The organism is Algoriphagus confluentis, assembly GCF_036245625.1.
GTDB lineage: Bacteria > Bacteroidota > Bacteroidia > Cytophagales > Cyclobacteriaceae > Algoriphagus > Algoriphagus confluentis.
Window position 1 is genome coordinate 132,199 of sequence record NZ_BTPD01000001.1, and the last position, 16,693, is coordinate 148,891.

Sequence of the window (16,693 nt, forward strand, 5' to 3'; positions counted from 1 at the left end):
CTCCTGATAACAAAGCAGTAGAGTCCTTATAATTAACCAAAGCGTAACAAAAAATACTTCAGATTATATCCATATGGTTGCATTTTGCACCAGTGAATTAAAATTAATTTTATGGTGAAAAACTTCTACACTCTCTTTTTGATCCTTCTTGGATTTACCCCCTTTTCGGTATGGTCTCAGGAAGTGTTTATCAATGAAATCCACTACGACAACACAGGAACTGATGTTGGAGAGGCAATTGAAATTGCGGGTCCGGCGGGAACCGACCTAACAGGTTGGTCCCTGATACTTTACAATGGTAGTGGCGGTGCCCCTTATGACACGAAAACTTTGAGCGGAACCATTCCTGACTCAGGAAACGGTTTTGGATTCGTGGTACAGACTTATCCAACAAACGGAATTCAAAATGGAAGCCCTGACGGAATAGCCTTGATCAACAATGGCACTGTCGTCCAGTTTCTCAGCTACGAAGGAACCTTTACTGCAGTAGGAGGTCCCGCAGATGGGCTGATCAGCACCGATATTGGGGTCGAAGAGTCCGGTTCTACCCCCATTGGATTTTCTCTGCAATTGAGCGGAAATGGCAAGGAATATTGGGATTTTGTTTGGCAGGAGGCAGCTACTAATACCTTTGGAGCGATCAATACAGGTCAAACTTTTGTTTCCGAACCTGTCCTGTTTGTCAATGAATTCCATTACGACAATGTGGGCTCCGATGTCAATGAAGGGATAGAGATTGCCGGCACAGCAGGTCTCAACTTGGCTGGATACAGTATTGTCCTATACAACGGAAGCGGTGGAGCACCTTACGGCACGATCAATCTCTCAGGAACCCTTCCTAATCAGGACAATGGTTTCGGGACTTTATTTTTCTTTGCTCCAGGTCTTCAAAACGGATCCCCTGATGGCTTTGCTCTGGTCAATCCGGATAATGAAGTGATCCAGTTTTTGAGCTATGAAGGTACTTTTGTGGCCGTGGGAGGACCTGCAGATGGTCTCCTCAGCGAAGATGTAGGCGTAGCTCAAACCTCCTCTACCCCGGTAGGTACCTCTCTCCAGCTTCAGGGTACTGGCACAAGCTATGCAGATTTCACTTGGTCAGAAAGTATAGCCAATACTTATAATCAAATCAACACCGGTCAAAGCTTTGGCGGTGTGATTGTCGATCCTGAGCCAATCCTGATTTCTATTGCAGCCGCTAGAACCAAGCCTCAGGGTTCCGAAGTATTAGTGAAAGGTATTTTGACAGCAAGTGATCAGTTTGGTGGTCCTGCATTTTTACAGGATGAAACGGGAGGAATTCCAGTTTTTGATGCACAGATTCATGGAGCTGGATTGTACCAGATCGGAGATGAAATTCAAATTTCGGCTAGGATTGGAGCTTTCAACCAGCAAATCCAATTAGGAAACGTAACTGAGATCGAGCTGATCAGTTCCGGTAATCTTATCCTCCCGAGGGTGGTTTCCATCGAGGACATCAATCCAAGTCTGGAAGGCCAGTTTATCCAGATTCCTGCCGCTGCATTTGCCATTCCTAAAGGATTGCTATTCCCTGAAAGCAACTACATCATCACTGACGGTACAGGAAACTTACAGTTAAGAATTGACGGCCAAGTAAACAGCTTGGTTGGTCGGGTAATTCCTACTGAGGCTCAAACTATCACCGGAGTATTGGGAAGCTTCCGGGGCACTTTGCAACTCTTCCCAAGGTTTATTGAAGATTTGCCGGGCACGGCACCTTTCGAACCAGCCGGATCTGATATCCCTGCCACTGAAACTTTGGATGTGATGACTTGGAATATGGAGTTCTTTGGAGCCACGATCAATAATTTCGGCCCCAATGATGTGACACTTCAGGCAGCAAATTCCCTTCAGGTCTTCCAAGCTACCCTTCCGGACGTCATTGCTGTCCAGGAAATCAGTGATGAGGATCTTTTGGCCGACATCGTAGCCCAATTGCCCGGATATGCAGTCATCTGCTCTGAGCGTTTCTCCCGTTCATTTGAAGGACCGGATCCTACCTTCCCTCCTCAGAAGCTTTGTCTGATTTACAATACGGCTGTGATCGAAATTCTCGAAACCAAAGTACTGTTTGAGCAAATCTATGATGAGGCCAGAATGGGCTTGAATAACCTACTCGATGGCTATCCCACCGGAACTGCCTCCTCCTTCTGGTCTAGCGGTCGCCTCCCTTGGTTGATCACTGCTATAGCAGATATCAATGGGGTGAAAGAAAAAATCAACTTCATCAATATCCATGCGAAATCAGGATCATCCAATGAGGATTTGGCCAGAAGAAGGTTTGATAATCAGGCTTTGAAAGACACCTTGGATGCATACTATGGAGACCAAAACATCATTCTGTTGGGAGATTACAACGATGATTTGGACGAATCCATCGGTTCAGGGCCTAGCACCTATGAGTTGTTTATCAATGATCCGGATTTTAATGGAATCACGATTTCTCTCAGCGAGGCAGGACTCCGGTCATTTATTTTCAATGACAATATGATTGACCATATCACAATCTCCAATGAATTGTACGACAACTATTTGGAAGGTTCTGAAACCCTGTTCATTCCATTCAATCTGATTCCAAACTACGCCAACACTACCTCGGATCACCTCCCGGTATCTGCCCGATTGATCGCAGGATCGCCTTTGGTTTCCGATGCAGGAGAAGGTGGGGTGGTTTATTTGGGATATCCACCTCAAGAAAGCATCACGCTCCGCGCAGCAGATGCTACCGGCGGAAACGGTACCTACATCTACACTTGGAGTGATGGGCAGGTAGGTCAGGAAATCACCGTATCTCCTACTGAAACGACCACCTACACCCTCACCGTGACAGATGAAGCAGGAAATGTGTTTACCGACGAGGTGACTGTCTGTGTAGTGGATGTAAGGAGTGGCAGAAAAGGAGACCAGGTTTTGGTCTGCCTTCCATTGGGCAATTCAGGAAGGTCTCGAACCCTAAGTGTCGCACCTCAGGCTGTACCGGCCTTGATCAGAAATGGAGCTACTTTGGGAGCTTGTGGTACCATTCCCTGCCAGGCCTCGGACAAGGTAGAACCAGAAACTAATTTCAAGTCTGCCAAAATCAGACGATTCTTCCCTAATCCAATGGATTCAGAAATCCATCTGGAATTGGATCAGCCACTTACCGTAACTGTAGCTTATGTCCTTTTCAATCACCGAGGGGAGGCCATCAGTAGCGGAACAGCTGAATTTGTAGAAGGAAAACTGAGTTTACTTTTCCCTGAAAATCAGATGGAAAGAGGCTTGTATTACCTGCACCTGAATCAAGGCCAGGAGACAAAGATTGTTCGGTTATTGAAACGATAAATTCTTGAAAATCAAACTAAAGCCCGGTCAATTGACCGGGCTTTTTTAGTTCTTTTTTGGAGATGGCGTGCTTTTATCCAAAAGCAAATCAATCATTTCCTCTCCTGAGAAAGCGGAAAGACCTGATTGACTAAAACCATTAAAAATTTGCCCTGCTCCTCCAAAAAAGGCATATGGCCACTGTATTCGAAGGTAAAGAGTAGCTTTTGGGGAGCTTTTATCCTCTTCACGTAGTCTTCAACAGACAGATAAGGTGTATGGAGATCATGCCTTCCCATCATAAAAAACACAGGAATCTGAAATTCTTCCGGGATTTCGGCAACGGGTCCTTTCGGAAGAAGTCTTCGGGTGATCCAGGGCATGCTGACATCCAGGCTTTTGATTTCCTGATCGCTGTACTCAGGAGATAGGTTTGGAAGTGAATAATAGAAAAAAAAATACGGCTTGCCGTACCAGCCCCCATTGTAATATCTAGACCATTTCCTGACTGCTATCAATTTCCGCATGGGAGTAGATCCATCCGTTGCAGGATAGGGAGCCAAAGTGCGAAGCTCATTCAGGGCGGTTTCATTTCCATCGACCTCAGCAAGACGCATGACTTGATCGTAGATGACTTTCTCCGGATTGCCTCCTGCCATCTGTCCTACTCCAATGTAGGCATGGAGCTTTTGGGGAATTCTTGCCGCCATTCTAATTCCCAAACTGGACCCATCAGAGTAGCCCATCAGAAAAATCTTATCCTTTTCCAGCTTTTCCCGAAGATAATCCACTAAGACATAGGCATCTTGGATCAGTGTGCGAAAGCTCAATTCATCGGCCAACTGAGTGGTATCGGAGGAAATCCAGTTTTTGCCGCTGCCTCGCTGATCCCAATTGACTACGGTGAAAAAGTCCTCCCAGGATGTCTGATAAGCCCAAGCAGCTGGCATCAGTGGGTTGGCAGGTCCGCCATGCAAAACCAGAAGAACGGGATTGTTCCTGTCTTTTCCCCGGATGCTGATCCATTGCTTGGCTCCGTTCAGTTCTACCTGTTCCAGAGTTTCTATTCCGTTGGGGGTGTGTATTTCCCGTAGGCCCCGGATCCATTCCTTGGATTGACTCAGAGAAGGTTCTTGGGCAAAAACGTCCACAACACTCAAGATGCAAAGAGTGACGAGTTAGAGAATAGGTTTCATAAGGGATAAGGATTGACACAAAGCACTCTGGAATCAGTTTCTTTTGATGAGCCCTAAGTTGAAAAATTTGGTTAAATTTTCTCCCTATCCGCTTTGATAAACTCCTAAACCCAAAGACTTCCTTCTACCATTATGGCAAAATTCCCACCCGGTGCATGGGATCAATTGAGGAACTATTTTTCCAAAATAGCCCCGATCAGTGAAGGGGAGTTTGAAGATCTGAAACCCTCCTTTACCCCTTCCTATTTTCCAAGAAACAGCTTTTTGCTTCGTCAGGGTGAACTATGCCAATCCATGTACTTTGTCGTAAAAGGCTCGTTTCGAATTTTCCATATCAATGACTCCGGACAGGAATTGACCCGCTATTTTGCTTTTGAAAACAAATTCGGAACCAACCTGACCAGTATGATTGAAGGCAGTCCTTCCGTAGAAAATCTTCAGGCCGTAGAGCCCCTGTTTGTTCTTGAGATCAAAAAAGCAACTTTTTTCCAGCTAGTTGAGACCATCTCTCAAGTCAACAAAATCTACCGAAACATCCTTCAGAATGCCTATATCACCTCCCAGCGCCGAATCTATGATCTTCAGGGGATGTCTGCTTTGGATCGCTTGAAGTGGCTTCTTGAGCAATATCCTTTGATACTCAGCCGAATTCCAAGCCGCTTGGTCGCCTCCTATTTGGGCATCAGTCAATACACCCTAAGCAGGCTGAAAAGCGAGCTGTAAAGTCAAAGTCTTGCTGTAGAGCAAAACTTTCTGATCTCCCCCCCTCTACTTTTGGAATGATAAAAATTCATTCCAATGACCTTAAAATCAAAACCTTACTTCCCGTTCAGCTTTCTTCTAATCTTGGGTTTCTTCCTTCTGTCTTCCCAAAAGGCAAAAGCACAGGAAACGGCACCGGCTATTTCTTCCAAACCCATTCCCTCAGGACCACCGATTCCCTTGGAATTGATGTTTGGTCATGAACAGCTCAATTTCCAGCTGATCGTGAAAAAGAAATTTACCCCTACCAGCAAATTTGACCTTTTGGTGATTTCGGTGTTTTCAGAAAACTGGGATAAAAAAAACCCAATCGGCAATTCTGTAATCATTCCTTTTCAGGTTAACTACAGCGTAGGAAAAAAAGGATTTGCTGTAGCAGCGGGTGGAGAAGGCAACTCCGTGGTGGGATTTAGTCCCTTGGTGGGGGTAGAACATAGCTTTGCCAACCGAAAATGGCTAGCCATCACCGTGCTTAATTACCTAATCAACGAGCAGCGGGATTTGAAACTGTTTGGACTCTACGAGTTCAAACCTCCGATCAATGAAACTTGGTCACTTTACAGTCGCGTTCAGTTTGTGTACAATCTGGGTTTGGCAGAGAATCAGCACAATCGGAGTTTTCTTTATCTCCGATTGGGATTGAAAAAGGGACCACTAGGCTTTGGGGTTGGAGCAAACTGGGATCAATACGGACCGGAAAAAATTGCCAAGGACAATTTTGGCCTTTATACGCGCTGGGAGTTTTAAAATAAAAAAAGCTGTCTCCGATGAAATCAGAGACAGCATTTCCTCTGGGTTGACCCGGATTACTTCTTCCCTACTGAAGCATAAGTCTTGGCAAAATCCTGGGCATATTTTCTAAACAGATCTCTTGCCGCTGATTTGTAGGTTTCCTTATTCATTTCTACAATAAAAGGATCAAATTCGATGGTTGGTACACCTATACCAAAGAGTTGTCCAAAAAGACTTCTTCCTTTTTCAGGGTCCTGATAGATTTTTGCATCAAATTCTTTGTCTGCCAAATATTCAACGGTCAATTCCGCTGAAGCATTGTTTGGACCGTTTTTACCCACAAAATCAAAGGTGTTTCGGCTGATATTCATTTTGGGAATTACCTTGGTTTCTGCTGTGGTAACTTTTCTTTTTGAACTCGCCTCCACCGAGGCATCCAGCTCCACCGTGGCAAAATTGATGTCAATGTTCTGTAGAAGCATAATGGCTCCGGTTTCTTTTTGGATGTTTCTGACCATTCCGATGAAAGGTACTCCACCTCTGGCTACGGATTTTTCGTCAAACATGAATACTCCATTTTCCGGGAACATCCTGACTTTGCTTTTGGTATCCTCCTCAGAGTTTTTCTTCCCTTTGTTTTCGGTTTTGTCGGAATACTTTTCAGACATTTTTTGAAAACCTGCCGTATTTACAAACTCCTGAAGCGGAAGTACTTTGATGCCCGCTTTGGAAATTTCTTCTTCCAGAATCAGCTGAAACTCATTAGCCAGTTCCTGGAAGTCAGACAACTGCATATCTGAATTCAGAATGGTAATCGTCTGTGCAGAGGATTTCGCCTCTCCACCATAGCTCCCCCCTTTACTTGCAGCCTCAAAGGTATTTTGGAGCTTGCTCAGCTTACCTTCTGAGACCACCACCTTGGTCTCAACAAATTTATCAAAGCTGACGCTGAGCTGGGGAATGGTCACGATGTCAGTTTCCTGAGATATTTTATTGTAATATCCCTTGGAGCCAAAGCCATAAAACAAGTCCTGAGCCAGCAGGGTCGAGCCTGCAAAAAGGACCATTAAAAGAGTAGAGGTGATTTTTTTCATAATCATTGGATTTGGGATAGTTTTGAAAGAACTGATACAAACTTGCCCTCAAATTCCTAGGTTAGGAATACGTCAAATGACGTATATTCCTTTTGTATCCCCGATCGTATCCCTTGGAAATAGACTTTGTGTGTCTATTTTAAAGCTCCAATTTAAAAATCAAGCCATGGACATTTTTGCTATCGTCACCGTCCTGACCATCTTATCTGCCGTTTTTGCCTACGTCAATACCAAGTTCCTCAAATTACCCTTTACGATTGGACTCATGATTATTGCCATGGGCTTTACCTTGGCAATTATTATTCTGGGACACTTTGAAAACCGGATATTGGTCCAGTCCAAAGAATTGATTGCCTCCATTGACTTCAGAACTCTGTTGTTGGATGTCATGCTGAGCTTTCTGCTTTTTGCCGGAGCTCTTCATACCAAGCTGGAAGATTTAGCCAAACAGAGAGGACCGATCATCCTGTTTGCTACTTTCGGAATCCTTGTTTCCACGTTTATTGTGGGGAGTGCCTTCTACTATGTGGCGATGTGGATGGGTCATCCCATTGATTACATCTACTGTCTTTTGTTTGGAGCCTTGATTTCTCCGACCGATCCTATTGCCGTTTTGGGTATCCTCAAGGATGCTCAGGCTCCAAAAAAGTTGGAGATCAAAATTGTAGGGGAATCCTTGTTCAATGACGGAGTAGGTGTAGTGGTTTTTCTCGTTCTTCTTTCCATTGCTCAGCGGGGAATTGCCTCAGTAGATGCTCAGGATGTGGGATTTTTGTTTTTTGAGGAGGTCTTTGGAGGCTTGACCTTGGGTTTGTTGATGGGCTGGTTAGGTTTCAAAGTAATGAAGAGCATAGACCATTATGAGACAGAAGTATTGATCACGCTCGCTTTGGTCATGGGAATTCATGCTTTGGCAGTATCGCTTCATTTTTCGGGCCCCTTAGCCGTGGTGGTAGCTGGAATCTTCATCGGCAATAAATCCCCTGAAGTAGCCTGGTCTGATAGTACCAAGCTGTATGTGGATAAATTCTGGGAGCTGGTGGACGTCTTCTTGAATGCAATTTTGTTTGTATTGATCGGATTCGAGCTTCTGATCATTACCATCAACGGAGAATATATTTTATTGGGTCTTTTGGCTATCCCAATTACCCTTTTATCCAGATATCTTGCATTGAAAGGCCCCATTTCCCTATTCAGCAAAAAACTGGAATTCATTCCAAAGACCGATCTCATCATGACTTGGGGAGGAATCCGCGGAGGTATTTCCATTGCTTTGGCCCTCTCCTTGCAGCCGGAAATGGAAAGAGAATTGTTTTTGACTGTAACTTACGTGGTCGTGGTTTTCTCCATTATTTTCCAAGGATTGACTATAGGATCGTTGGTGAAAAGAATATTGAATAAGCAGGAATTGAAAAAGGAGAATACCTGAGACCAAATGGCCTGATCTTCAAAATTTCCACCCAAAAAAAAGAGGAGGCCTATTTAGCCTCCTTTCTTTCATTATTTCCGAATGATAAAATAGCAGTTCATCGGATCATGCTCGAGTTTATGCTCCTGAATCCATGAAAATCCGGCTTCCTTGATCATTTCCCGGGCTTTTTCCACTCCCCAAAGCGTCCCCAGCCCCATTCCTCCTTGGGCCAGAGATACCGTCATGCAATGCATGGTGGATAGCGTATAGAGCAGGGGACCAAATGGATGATCCAGATTGTTTCTCACCTCCGAAGAACCGAAAATATCCTGCATCAGAAAGATTCCCTGATCTGTCAGGCATTCGAAAACAGTGCTCAAAACCAAATCTGGCCGGGCTTGATCGTGAATGGCATCGAATGCGGTAATCAGGTCAAACTTTCCCTCAGGCCGATAGGTGGTCAAGTCAGCCAGCTCAAATTGAACATTGGTCAATCCTCTCTGAGCCACCTCTTCTTTGGCTTTTGTAAGAGGGTCGAGACACAAATCAACTCCCCAAAACTTGGAATTGGGAAAATGCTCCGCCAGTTTGATCATTGCTTTTCCTCTGCCGCAACCGATATCCAAGACTTGGATACCTTTTTCAAGTTGGGCTATTAGTCCTGGCTCGATGGGAAGAATTTTATCCAAAATAGGATCCACAATGGTCAGGCTACTATCCTCCGCCATGACTTCATGAAATCGCTCGTAGGAAGAATAAGGAACTCCTCCCCCTTGCCAAAAACAGGAAATTACCTGAGCCTCAACGGAGGCAAGCACCGGAATATATTGGGCATACAAAGCAATGTTATCCCCTCCGGATTTCCTACAGAGGTGTGCTGCATGCTCTTCGGGAAGGTGGAACAGGTCCGAATCGGGAATCGCTTCCACAATTTTCCCCGCTGCCATGGCATACAGCCATTCTCTCACATACCTTTCCTGCAGACCGGAAGTCTTTGCCAAACACTCACTGCTTCCCGTCTTCATTTCGGCGAGAGCATCAAACAACCCGGTCTGATGGCCTATGGAAACCATCAATGCCAAGGCCCCTTGATTAATCATCTGAACCATGGATTCTGCAAATCCCTCTGCTTTTTGGAGATCAATTGAACAGGAATTGCACATGACATCAATTTTTGAGATGGATAAGGACTTCCACTTCCCATATTTCCCGTGGATCTTCCAAAAACTCCAACTCAGCTTTTTTGGAAAGAATCAGCTCGGTGGTATTTAATTTTTTCACTTCAAAATCAAAGAATGAATCGGAGTCTGGATTGGGAATCAGCCGCAAGGTTTGATTCTCATTGATTTCATTCCATTGTCCAAATTCCGTATTCCCACCTTTTTGGACTGAGAAACTCCCATCCGAGAAAAATACCATCCGGGTTTTATCCCAAAAAACCGGACCAATCAGCGTACTTTCCAAGTAAGATTTGGCCTGAAATGAAGCCTCCTCTTCCTGAAATCCTAAAACCTCCCTACCGAATTGACTTAGAGTCATTTCTTCCCCATTGGCATAGATTGCTATAAAATCCTCCGAGACTGGAATCCAAGTACCCACAAAAGGTTTGGAGGCAGGTTGGACATCATCCTGATTTTGGCAGGATAGCACGAGCAGAAGCAGTAAAATCAATACTGCGTCAAAACTAAATTTTGGTTTCATAAATAGTTGGTTTAGACTGCCGTCCTGATTTTCCAAACCAATGCCAAACCAAAAAACCAGCTCCAATAGCAAAAAATAAGCTGTTGAGAAAAAAACATGTCCGAATTCAAGACAGTAATGTTTCAAAAAAAGACAATTTTGATCCGATGCGAAAATATGTGCCCTCCCCCTTTTGGACATGTTGGATAAGGTTTGTAATTAGAAGAGAAATTTCCTAAACCCCACTCTCATGAAAAGCTCAAATTCACTTATTTATATTCTTTTTTTCCTTTCTTTTCTTTCCTGCAGAGAAAGAGACGGAAGCTCTGACAACCGATACGATGAAATAAAAGAGCTCAGTGGCGTTGCCAAGCTCAAAGTAAAAGGCGTATTCAACCTGATGCTAACCCAATCAGACCAAGAATCCATTCAGGTCATCGGGAATCAAAAACTGGTAGAGAAGCTCCAAATCAACCAAAATGGAGACTTGTTGGAATTGACTCTGGAGGATGTCAAAAGCAGTTTTTTTGAAATGGATGAATTGGAAGTCAGATTGTCTATTTCCAATCTGGAATCATTTGAGTTCAATGGAGTGGGAAATGTAGAAACCCAAAATGCATTCCATACCGATCAAACAGCCATCCAAGGGGAAGGAGTCGGCAATCTTGAACTTGAAATCCAGTCCAAACAAATCACTGCGGACCTCAATCTGGTAGGAAGTATGAAGCTGAAAGGAGAATCCGCACTTCTGAATATTACCAATGAGGGGATAGGAAATATCGATGCTTCCCAATTAAATGCTGAAAAAGTCAATTTGATCAGTTCGGGTATTGGCAGGATAGCCGTTCACTGTACGGGAGAGTTGTCCCTGGACGTATCGGGTATCGGAGAGGTCAAATACACCGGAAATCCCACTGTGATTAAGGAGAATGTCAGCGGGATTGGTAAAGTGACCCGTAATTAGGAGGTAATCTGACAGACCGAGTTTTCAGGGATCCAAACTGGGTTCAGCTCTTCGATATTTTCGATAGCAATCCCATCATTGCCCCCCAATATCCCCAATGAATTGCCCTGACAGTCTAAAACAATAATCGCAAAATTGCAGAAGGGACAACAGTTTTGGAAAAAGAAAACAGTTTGTCCCTCAAATCTTCCAGACATCAAGTAGGTATACTCCGAGAGTTCCGAATTTTCTACTTCTTCAATCGCAGCTTTCAGCCAAGGAAGATCTTCTGTTGGATTTTGTGTACCGCAATACAGCAAGGGGTCTGTTTCATTGCAGGATGAAAACAGACAAAAGAAAAACAGAAGGAATAGTAATCGGTTCATGGGACATTTTAAATCAGAAACGAACCCCTTTTTCCTGATGCTACACCCTGTATTTATTAGGTCCACTTTTTTAGCTGCTCATAGACCAAATGCAGCGGAAATCCCATGACTGTAAAATAGGAACCCTGAATGCTTTGAATACCGATAAACCCGATCCATTCCTGGATTCCATAGGCTCCTGCCTTATCAAAAGGTTGGTATTTCCGGATATAATGCCGAATCTCCTCCTCTTCCAAAAACCGGAAAGTGACTTCCGCCTGATCTTCCAAGGTTACACTCCGCTTGTGGTCTCGAAGAGTCACTGCAGTCATCACGGTATGAACCGCTCCCGATAGACTTTTGAGCATATCATAGGCTTCCTCCTCAGATTGGGGCTTGCCAAGGATATGCCCATTCTCGATCACCACCGTATCCGAAGTGATCAAAATTTCATTTTCCTTCACTGTCTCGGGATAGCTTACTGACTTCAATTTGGAAAGGTGAGCCGCTACATACTCAGCAGGCATATCAGCCGGTACACGCTCATCGATATCCAAGGCCTTTACAGTAAAATCCAATTCCAAACCTCTAAGCAACTCCTGCCTACGAGGGGATGCGGAAGCCAAAATCAGGCTTTTCTTCTCAATATTTTTCAAAAAAGGCTTCATAATTCGATTCAAATTCTTCCTGTCGGATACTGGCAAACAACAATCCTCCCAAGGCTTTGGGATAAAAATAGGTAGATTTTTGTGGCATCACAGCACCGGATTTGCATACTTCCAAGACCTGCTCCAGGTCGATTTCCCGGGTGATTACCGCAAAGTCAGCTTTTCCTTCCCTTACTTCTCGAATGCATCTGGAAAAATTCCGCTCAAAAGCCAGATTTTTGGATTTTCTCTGTTCTTCTGTACCCAATCCCAAGATTTGGTTGAAAAGAACTTCATGCAAAATAACCAAATCCAGATTTCTCAGGGTCTCTGGAAGCTCAGGTCTGATTTGGGTCCAAAGGTCCGGCTTGAACTTGATGATCCATGCCTGATCTTTAAGGACTAAGCCAAAGGACCACTTGCGCTGAAAGGTATAGGTGGAAAGCTCCTCCGCATCTCCAAAAGGTCTCATATCAAACCATTTGCTCAGTTCTTTCAACAAATCTTCCTCAGACAAGTCCAGCCCATAATAAAGCCTGTGGGTAGGAAGGATTTTCAGATCATTTCCATGGGCATTGGTGAAATACATCAAATGAAAATCCGAACCTTTCCATTTCAAGTCAGGAAGTATATCCTTCTGTTGCTTTCGGTACTCAATCGCACCTTCGAGTCGGTGATGTCCATCAGCCAGGATGACCTGTTTATCTTTCATGATTTCCAAAAATCTGGAAATCACCCGGGCATCATGGATGACTGCCAATACTTCACGGACTCCCTGATAGTCTTCCACTTCATACAAAGGAGAGGCTATAGCAGCATCCATGTATTTTTCAAGCTCCAGACTTTCATCTTCATAGAGTCCATGAGTAGGACTTGCCTGAATCTGAGTGGCTGCCAAAAGATCAATCCGGTCATTGACTGCAGAGACTATGGTACTTTCATGTCGGAGAATCTGGTTTTCTGACCAGTCATAGGCCTTGATCTGTGCAATAAAGCCCTTTCTGCAACGCATATGCCCCTCACCTGCCAACCTAAAGTATTGGTAATAGACGTAGATTCCCGGCAATTCGTCCTGCTTAAGAATCTCCTCCTTTTTCCATTTTTCCAAAGTTTCCCGAGCCTGTTGGGAGGGGTTTTCCCCTTGGGGTACAGACAGGTGGATGCTATTGAAAGGATGATGATAAAGCATTTCCCGCTGCTTAGCTGATACTACGTCAAAGAGTGGTGCAACCAAATCCTCCAGTGTATTGGCCCATTCTTCACTGTATCTCCATGCCCTGAGAGGTAAAATTTCCGCCATCAGAGTAATCGGTTTTTCCAATTGGTGTTTGGAGTAGGTGAAAGCGGCTTTTTCGGATTGATCCTTTGATCTTCCTGCTCAAAAAAGGCGACAGCCAAGGCGGCCAAGAGCTCTTTTTCCTGAGTGGTAAAAACCGGGTCCAATTTGTCCGGAGTAAAATATCGCTCGACAAACTTGGTGTCAAACTGACCGGAAACAAAGGCTTCATGCTGCAAGGCAAATCGACAAAAGTCCAAGGTGGTTTCAATCCCCGTTATCCGATATTCGTGGATCGCCCGGATCATTCGGTCAATCGCATCCTGTCTGTTTTCCCCGTGCGTGATCAGCTTGGCAATCATCGGATCGTAATAGATGGGAATATCCATCCCTTCTTCAAATCCATCGTCCACACGAATCCCCGGCCCTTGGGGTCTGCGGTAGGTTTTCAGTCTTCCAATATCCGGAAGAAAGTTGTTTTTGGGATCCTCGGCATAGACTCTTACCTCGACGGAGTGTCCATGTATTTTCAAATCTTCTTGAGAAAAAGAAAGAGGCTTTCCTTCGGCAATAAGAATCTGTTCCCGAACCAAATCCTTTCCTGTAATCATCTCGGTCACCGGATGCTCTACTTGAAGACGGGTATTCATTTCCAGGAAATAAAAATTCAACTGATCGTCTACGATAAATTCCACCGTGCCTGCACCGTAATACCGGCAGGCCTTGGCTACACCTACCGCGGACTCTCCCATCGCTTTCCGCATTTCGGGAGTAACAACCGCAGAGGGAGCCTCCTCAATCACCTTTTGGTGCCTACGTTGGATAGAACATTCCCTTTCGAAGAGGTAGACGATATTTCCTTGTTGGTCGCCCAGCACTTGAATTTCAATATGTCGGGGAGAGGTGATAAATTTTTCTATAAAAACCGCTCCATCCCCAAAGGCAGACTGCGCTTCAGAGACTGCTCTTTGCATTTGCTCCTCAAATTCCGACTCGGACTCCACGATCCGCATTCCTTTTCCTCCACCACCAGCAGAAGCTTTGATCAAAATAGGGTAGCCGATCTCTGCAGCTTTCTTTTTGGCAGCGGCAATATCCGAAATGGCTTCTTCCGTACCGGGAACTAAGGGAATGTCGTATTTTGAAACGGCCTGCTTGGCCGCAAGCTTGCTTCCCATCACCTCGATCGACTCTGGGGATGGACCAACAAAAATGATCCCTGCATCGGTCACTTTTCGGGCAAAGTCCGCATTCTCAGAAAGAAAACCATATCCCGGGTGAATGGCATCGACTTGGAGTTCTTTGCAAAACCGGATGATTTCTTCTCCGAGTAAATACGATTGGTTGGAAGGGGGTGGGCCTAGACATATGGCCTCATCGGCAAATTGAACATGGGGGGAAAGCCGGTCAGCCTCCGAATACACGGCCACCGTCGCAATCCCCATCTCCTTGGCAGTACGCATGATCCTCAAGGCAATTTCGCCCCTATTGGCAACCAAAAGTTTATTGATTTTGGGCATAATCTCTACAGTTTTTTGGGTATGGATAATAGTCCGGGAGCGAAATAAGGAAATAATGTTGACTATTGCCGAGGGTTCCGGAGAAATGAAACTGAATTTTGGTTCAAAGGCAATAAGTAATTATTTTTGGCGGGCTTTAAGGAAACCTTACCTTAACCCTGATACACCTAAAAATTCTACAAGCTTTGGATCTATTTGCAAAATTAAAAACGAATATGGGCCCATTGGGCAAACACTCAGGCTTTGCCGACGGGTATTGGTCTTTTCCTAAACTCGAGGGAGAAATTGCTCCCAGAATGAGATTCAAAGGAAAAGAAGTGCTCACTTGGTCCCTAAACAATTATCTAGGTCTTGCCAATCATCCGGAAATCCGAAAAGCAGATGCTGATGCTGCTGCAAAATGGGGGGCTGCCTATCCCATGGGTGCCCGAATGATGTCCGGACAGACCAATCTCCACGAACAATTGGAGGACGAATTGGCAGCCTTCGTAGGCAAAGAAAAATCCTACTTACTGAACTACGGCTATCAGGGCATCATGTCTGTTATTGATGCTATTTTGGACAGAAAAGATGTTGTTGTCTATGATTCTGAGTGCCATGCCTGTATCATCGACGCCTTGAGAATGCACTTGGGAAAAAGATACGTGTTCCCTCACAACGATATTGAAAACTGCGAAAAGCAGTTAGAGCGGGCAACCAAACTGGCCGCCGAGACCGGAGGAGGAATTTTGGTGATCACCGAAGGGGTATTTGGAATGACCGGCGATCAAGGCAAGCTGAAGGAAATCGTAGAATTGAAGAAAAAATTTGATTTCCGACTCTTAGTGGACGATGCCCATGGCTTTGGTACCTTGGGTACCACGGGTGCAGGCGCCGGTGAAGAGCAGGGAGTTCAGGATCAGATTGACCTTTACTTCTCTACTTTTGCCAAGTCCATGGCTTCCATTGGTGCATTTATCGCCGGAGATGCAGATGTGATTCTCTATTTGAGATACAATATGCGTTCTCAGATTTTCGCCAAATCACTTCCCATGCTGCTGGTTGAGGGTGCTCTGAAGCGGTTGGAGTTGATCAGAACCCAACCTCAGCTGAAGGAAAATCTCTGGAAGATAGTCCATGCGCTGAGAAAAGGCCTTCACGAGAATGGATTCAGCACTGGAAAATCCAATTCCCCGGTCACTCCTGTGGTTCTGAATGGCACCGTGGGCGAAGCTGCGGCTCTTTCTATGGATTTAAGAGAAAACTATGGCATCTTCTGTTCAGTAGTAATTTACCCCGTAGTCCCTAAAGGCATGATTATCTTGAGATTAATTCCTACCGCAGTACATACTTTGTCTGATGTAGACGAAACAGTGAAAGCATTTGCAGCTGTAAAAGACAAGCTAGTTTCAGGAGTTTACAAGAATTCTGAATTGGCACTTTCTTTTGGAGAATAAAAAAAAATTCAAAAAAAATGGCCTCAGGGTTGAAATAGTAAGTATTTGGGCTATATTCGATCACAATTAACTTATCATCAACCTAAAAAATAAACTTTTACTATGAGCAGATTTAGTGAAGTAAAAAATCTTGTAATGAACTTGGAAGCTGATTTTGAAAAGTTCTACGAAAAAGGAAATCAGGCTGCTGGAACCAGAGTAAGAAAAGGCATGCAGGAGCTGAAAACTTTGGCGCAGGATATCAGATCCGAAGTACAAAACATGAAAAACGCCGGATGATCTAAGATAATAAAGGTGGCTTCAAGGC

The 16,693-nt window shown here is 44.6% G+C and carries 15 protein-coding genes; 7 read left to right on the top strand and 8 right to left on the bottom strand.

Features of this window, described 5'->3' with window-relative positions; genetic code table 11:
* The first annotated feature begins 111 nt into the window (after positions 1-111).
* On the top strand, positions 112-3,345 hold the full coding sequence (locus AAA943_RS00615; RefSeq protein WP_338222302.1) for a DUF5689 domain-containing protein: 3,234 nt from the start codon (positions 112-114) through the stop codon (positions 3,343-3,345).
* A gap of 92 nt (positions 3,346-3,437) precedes the next feature.
* Here the strand turns inward: AAA943_RS00615 and AAA943_RS00620 are convergent, their stop codons facing one another.
* On the bottom strand, positions 3,438-4,475 hold the full coding sequence (locus AAA943_RS00620; RefSeq protein WP_338222687.1) for an alpha/beta fold hydrolase: 1,038 nt from the start codon (positions 4,473-4,475) through the stop codon (positions 3,438-3,440).
* A gap of 177 nt (positions 4,476-4,652) precedes the next feature.
* Here AAA943_RS00620 and AAA943_RS00625 point away from each other — a divergent pair, with 177 nt between their 5' ends.
* Complete coding sequence (locus AAA943_RS00625; protein WP_338222303.1) at positions 4,653-5,243, top strand: Crp/Fnr family transcriptional regulator; 591 nt, start codon at positions 4,653-4,655, stop codon at positions 5,241-5,243.
* Positions 5,244-5,318: 75 nt separating this feature from the next.
* Complete coding sequence (locus AAA943_RS00630; RefSeq protein ID WP_338222304.1) at positions 5,319-6,029, top strand: hypothetical protein; 711 nt, start codon at positions 5,319-5,321, stop codon at positions 6,027-6,029.
* A 59-nt stretch (positions 6,030-6,088) separates the two neighbouring features.
* Here the strand turns inward: AAA943_RS00630 and AAA943_RS00635 are convergent, their stop codons facing one another.
* Positions 6,089-7,108, bottom strand: coding sequence for a hypothetical protein (locus tag AAA943_RS00635; protein ID WP_338222305.1), 1,020 nt, complete (start codon positions 7,106-7,108; stop codon positions 6,089-6,091).
* Positions 7,109-7,274: 166 nt separating this feature from the next.
* On the opposite strand from AAA943_RS00635, the gene AAA943_RS00640 reads away from it, so the two are divergent.
* Positions 7,275-8,537 carry a cation:proton antiporter gene (locus AAA943_RS00640; RefSeq protein ID WP_338222306.1) on the top strand — a complete coding sequence of 421 codons (1,263 nt, stop codon included), beginning with the start codon at positions 7,275-7,277 and terminating at the stop codon, positions 8,535-8,537.
* 71 nt (positions 8,538-8,608) lie between these two features.
* Here AAA943_RS00640 and AAA943_RS00645 read toward each other — a convergent pair whose 3' ends face one another.
* Positions 8,609-9,682: a class I SAM-dependent methyltransferase gene (locus AAA943_RS00645; RefSeq protein WP_338222307.1), complete on the bottom strand. Its 1,074-nt coding sequence runs from the start codon at positions 9,680-9,682 to the stop codon at positions 8,609-8,611.
* Between the two features lie 4 nt (positions 9,683-9,686).
* Positions 9,687-10,220: a hypothetical protein gene (locus AAA943_RS00650; RefSeq protein WP_338222308.1), complete on the bottom strand. Its 534-nt coding sequence runs from the start codon at positions 10,218-10,220 to the stop codon at positions 9,687-9,689.
* A 229-nt stretch (positions 10,221-10,449) separates the two neighbouring features.
* Between AAA943_RS00650 and AAA943_RS00655 the strand changes: the two genes are divergently transcribed.
* Positions 10,450-11,163 carry a GIN domain-containing protein gene (locus AAA943_RS00655; protein WP_338222309.1) on the top strand — a complete coding sequence of 238 codons (714 nt, stop codon included), beginning with the start codon at positions 10,450-10,452 and terminating at the stop codon, positions 11,161-11,163.
* Here the strand turns inward: AAA943_RS00655 and AAA943_RS00660 are convergent.
* From AAA943_RS00660 to accC, 4 genes are read right to left on the bottom strand one after another with little or no spacing between them, the layout of a single operon-like run.
* On the bottom strand, positions 11,160-11,528 hold the full coding sequence (locus AAA943_RS00660; protein WP_338222310.1) for a hypothetical protein: 369 nt from the start codon (positions 11,526-11,528) through the stop codon (positions 11,160-11,162). The two genes, AAA943_RS00655 and AAA943_RS00660, sit on opposite strands and share 4 nt — an antisense overlap.
* A gap of 56 nt (positions 11,529-11,584) precedes the next feature.
* Positions 11,585-12,175, bottom strand: a complete 591-nt coding sequence (locus AAA943_RS00665) for a Maf family nucleotide pyrophosphatase (protein ID WP_338222311.1) — start codon at positions 12,173-12,175, stop codon at positions 11,585-11,587.
* A complete protein-coding gene (locus tag AAA943_RS00670; protein ID WP_338222312.1) occupies positions 12,150-13,454 on the bottom strand; it encodes a DUF1015 domain-containing protein in 1,305 nt (434 codons plus the stop codon). Before AAA943_RS00670 ends, AAA943_RS00665 begins: the two co-directional genes overlap by 26 nt.
* A complete protein-coding gene (gene accC / locus AAA943_RS00675; protein WP_338222313.1) occupies positions 13,454-14,950 on the bottom strand; it encodes an acetyl-CoA carboxylase biotin carboxylase subunit in 1,497 nt (498 codons plus the stop codon). The genes AAA943_RS00670 and accC overlap by 1 nt, the downstream gene beginning before the upstream one ends.
* A gap of 185 nt (positions 14,951-15,135) precedes the next feature.
* Here accC and AAA943_RS00680 point away from each other — a divergent pair, with 185 nt between their 5' ends.
* Together AAA943_RS00680 and AAA943_RS00685 are read left to right on the top strand one after the other, a co-directional pair.
* On the top strand, positions 15,136-16,386 hold the full coding sequence (locus AAA943_RS00680; RefSeq protein ID WP_338222314.1) for an aminotransferase class I/II-fold pyridoxal phosphate-dependent enzyme: 1,251 nt from the start codon (positions 15,136-15,138) through the stop codon (positions 16,384-16,386).
* A gap of 102 nt (positions 16,387-16,488) precedes the next feature.
* The gene (locus AAA943_RS00685) at positions 16,489-16,665 is read left to right on the top strand and encodes a histone H1 (RefSeq protein WP_338222315.1); all 177 of its coding nucleotides are present in this window, start codon (positions 16,489-16,491) and stop codon (positions 16,663-16,665) included.
* Positions 16,666-16,693: the final 28 nt, after the last annotated feature.

Coding starts and splice junctions, on each gene's coding strand:
- AAA943_RS00615 (WP_338222302.1), top strand. CDS start 112: ATGGTGAAAAACTTCTACACTCTCTTTTTGATCCTTCTTGGATTTACC.
- AAA943_RS00625 (WP_338222303.1), top strand. CDS start 4,653: ATGGCAAAATTCCCACCCGGTGCATGGGATCAATTGAGGAACTATTTT.
- AAA943_RS00630 (WP_338222304.1), top strand. CDS start 5,319: ATGACCTTAAAATCAAAACCTTACTTCCCGTTCAGCTTTCTTCTAATC.
- AAA943_RS00635 (WP_338222305.1), bottom strand. CDS start 7,108: ATGAAAAAAATCACCTCTACTCTTTTAATGGTCCTTTTTGCAGGCTCG.
- AAA943_RS00640 (WP_338222306.1), top strand. CDS start 7,275: ATGGACATTTTTGCTATCGTCACCGTCCTGACCATCTTATCTGCCGTT.
- AAA943_RS00645 (WP_338222307.1), bottom strand. CDS start 9,682: ATGTGCAATTCCTGTTCAATTGATCTCCAAAAAGCAGAGGGATTTGCA.
- AAA943_RS00650 (WP_338222308.1), bottom strand. CDS start 10,220: ATGAAACCAAAATTTAGTTTTGACGCAGTATTGATTTTACTGCTTCTG.
- AAA943_RS00655 (WP_338222309.1), top strand. CDS start 10,450: ATGAAAAGCTCAAATTCACTTATTTATATTCTTTTTTTCCTTTCTTTT.
- AAA943_RS00660 (WP_338222310.1), bottom strand. CDS start 11,528: ATGAACCGATTACTATTCCTTCTGTTTTTCTTTTGTCTGTTTTCATCC.
- AAA943_RS00665 (WP_338222311.1), bottom strand. CDS start 12,175: ATGAAGCCTTTTTTGAAAAATATTGAGAAGAAAAGCCTGATTTTGGCT.
- AAA943_RS00670 (WP_338222312.1), bottom strand. CDS start 13,454: ATGGCGGAAATTTTACCTCTCAGGGCATGGAGATACAGTGAAGAATGG.
- accC (WP_338222313.1), bottom strand. CDS start 14,950: ATGCCCAAAATCAATAAACTTTTGGTTGCCAATAGGGGCGAAATTGCC.
- AAA943_RS00685 (WP_338222315.1), top strand. CDS start 16,489: ATGAGCAGATTTAGTGAAGTAAAAAATCTTGTAATGAACTTGGAAGCT.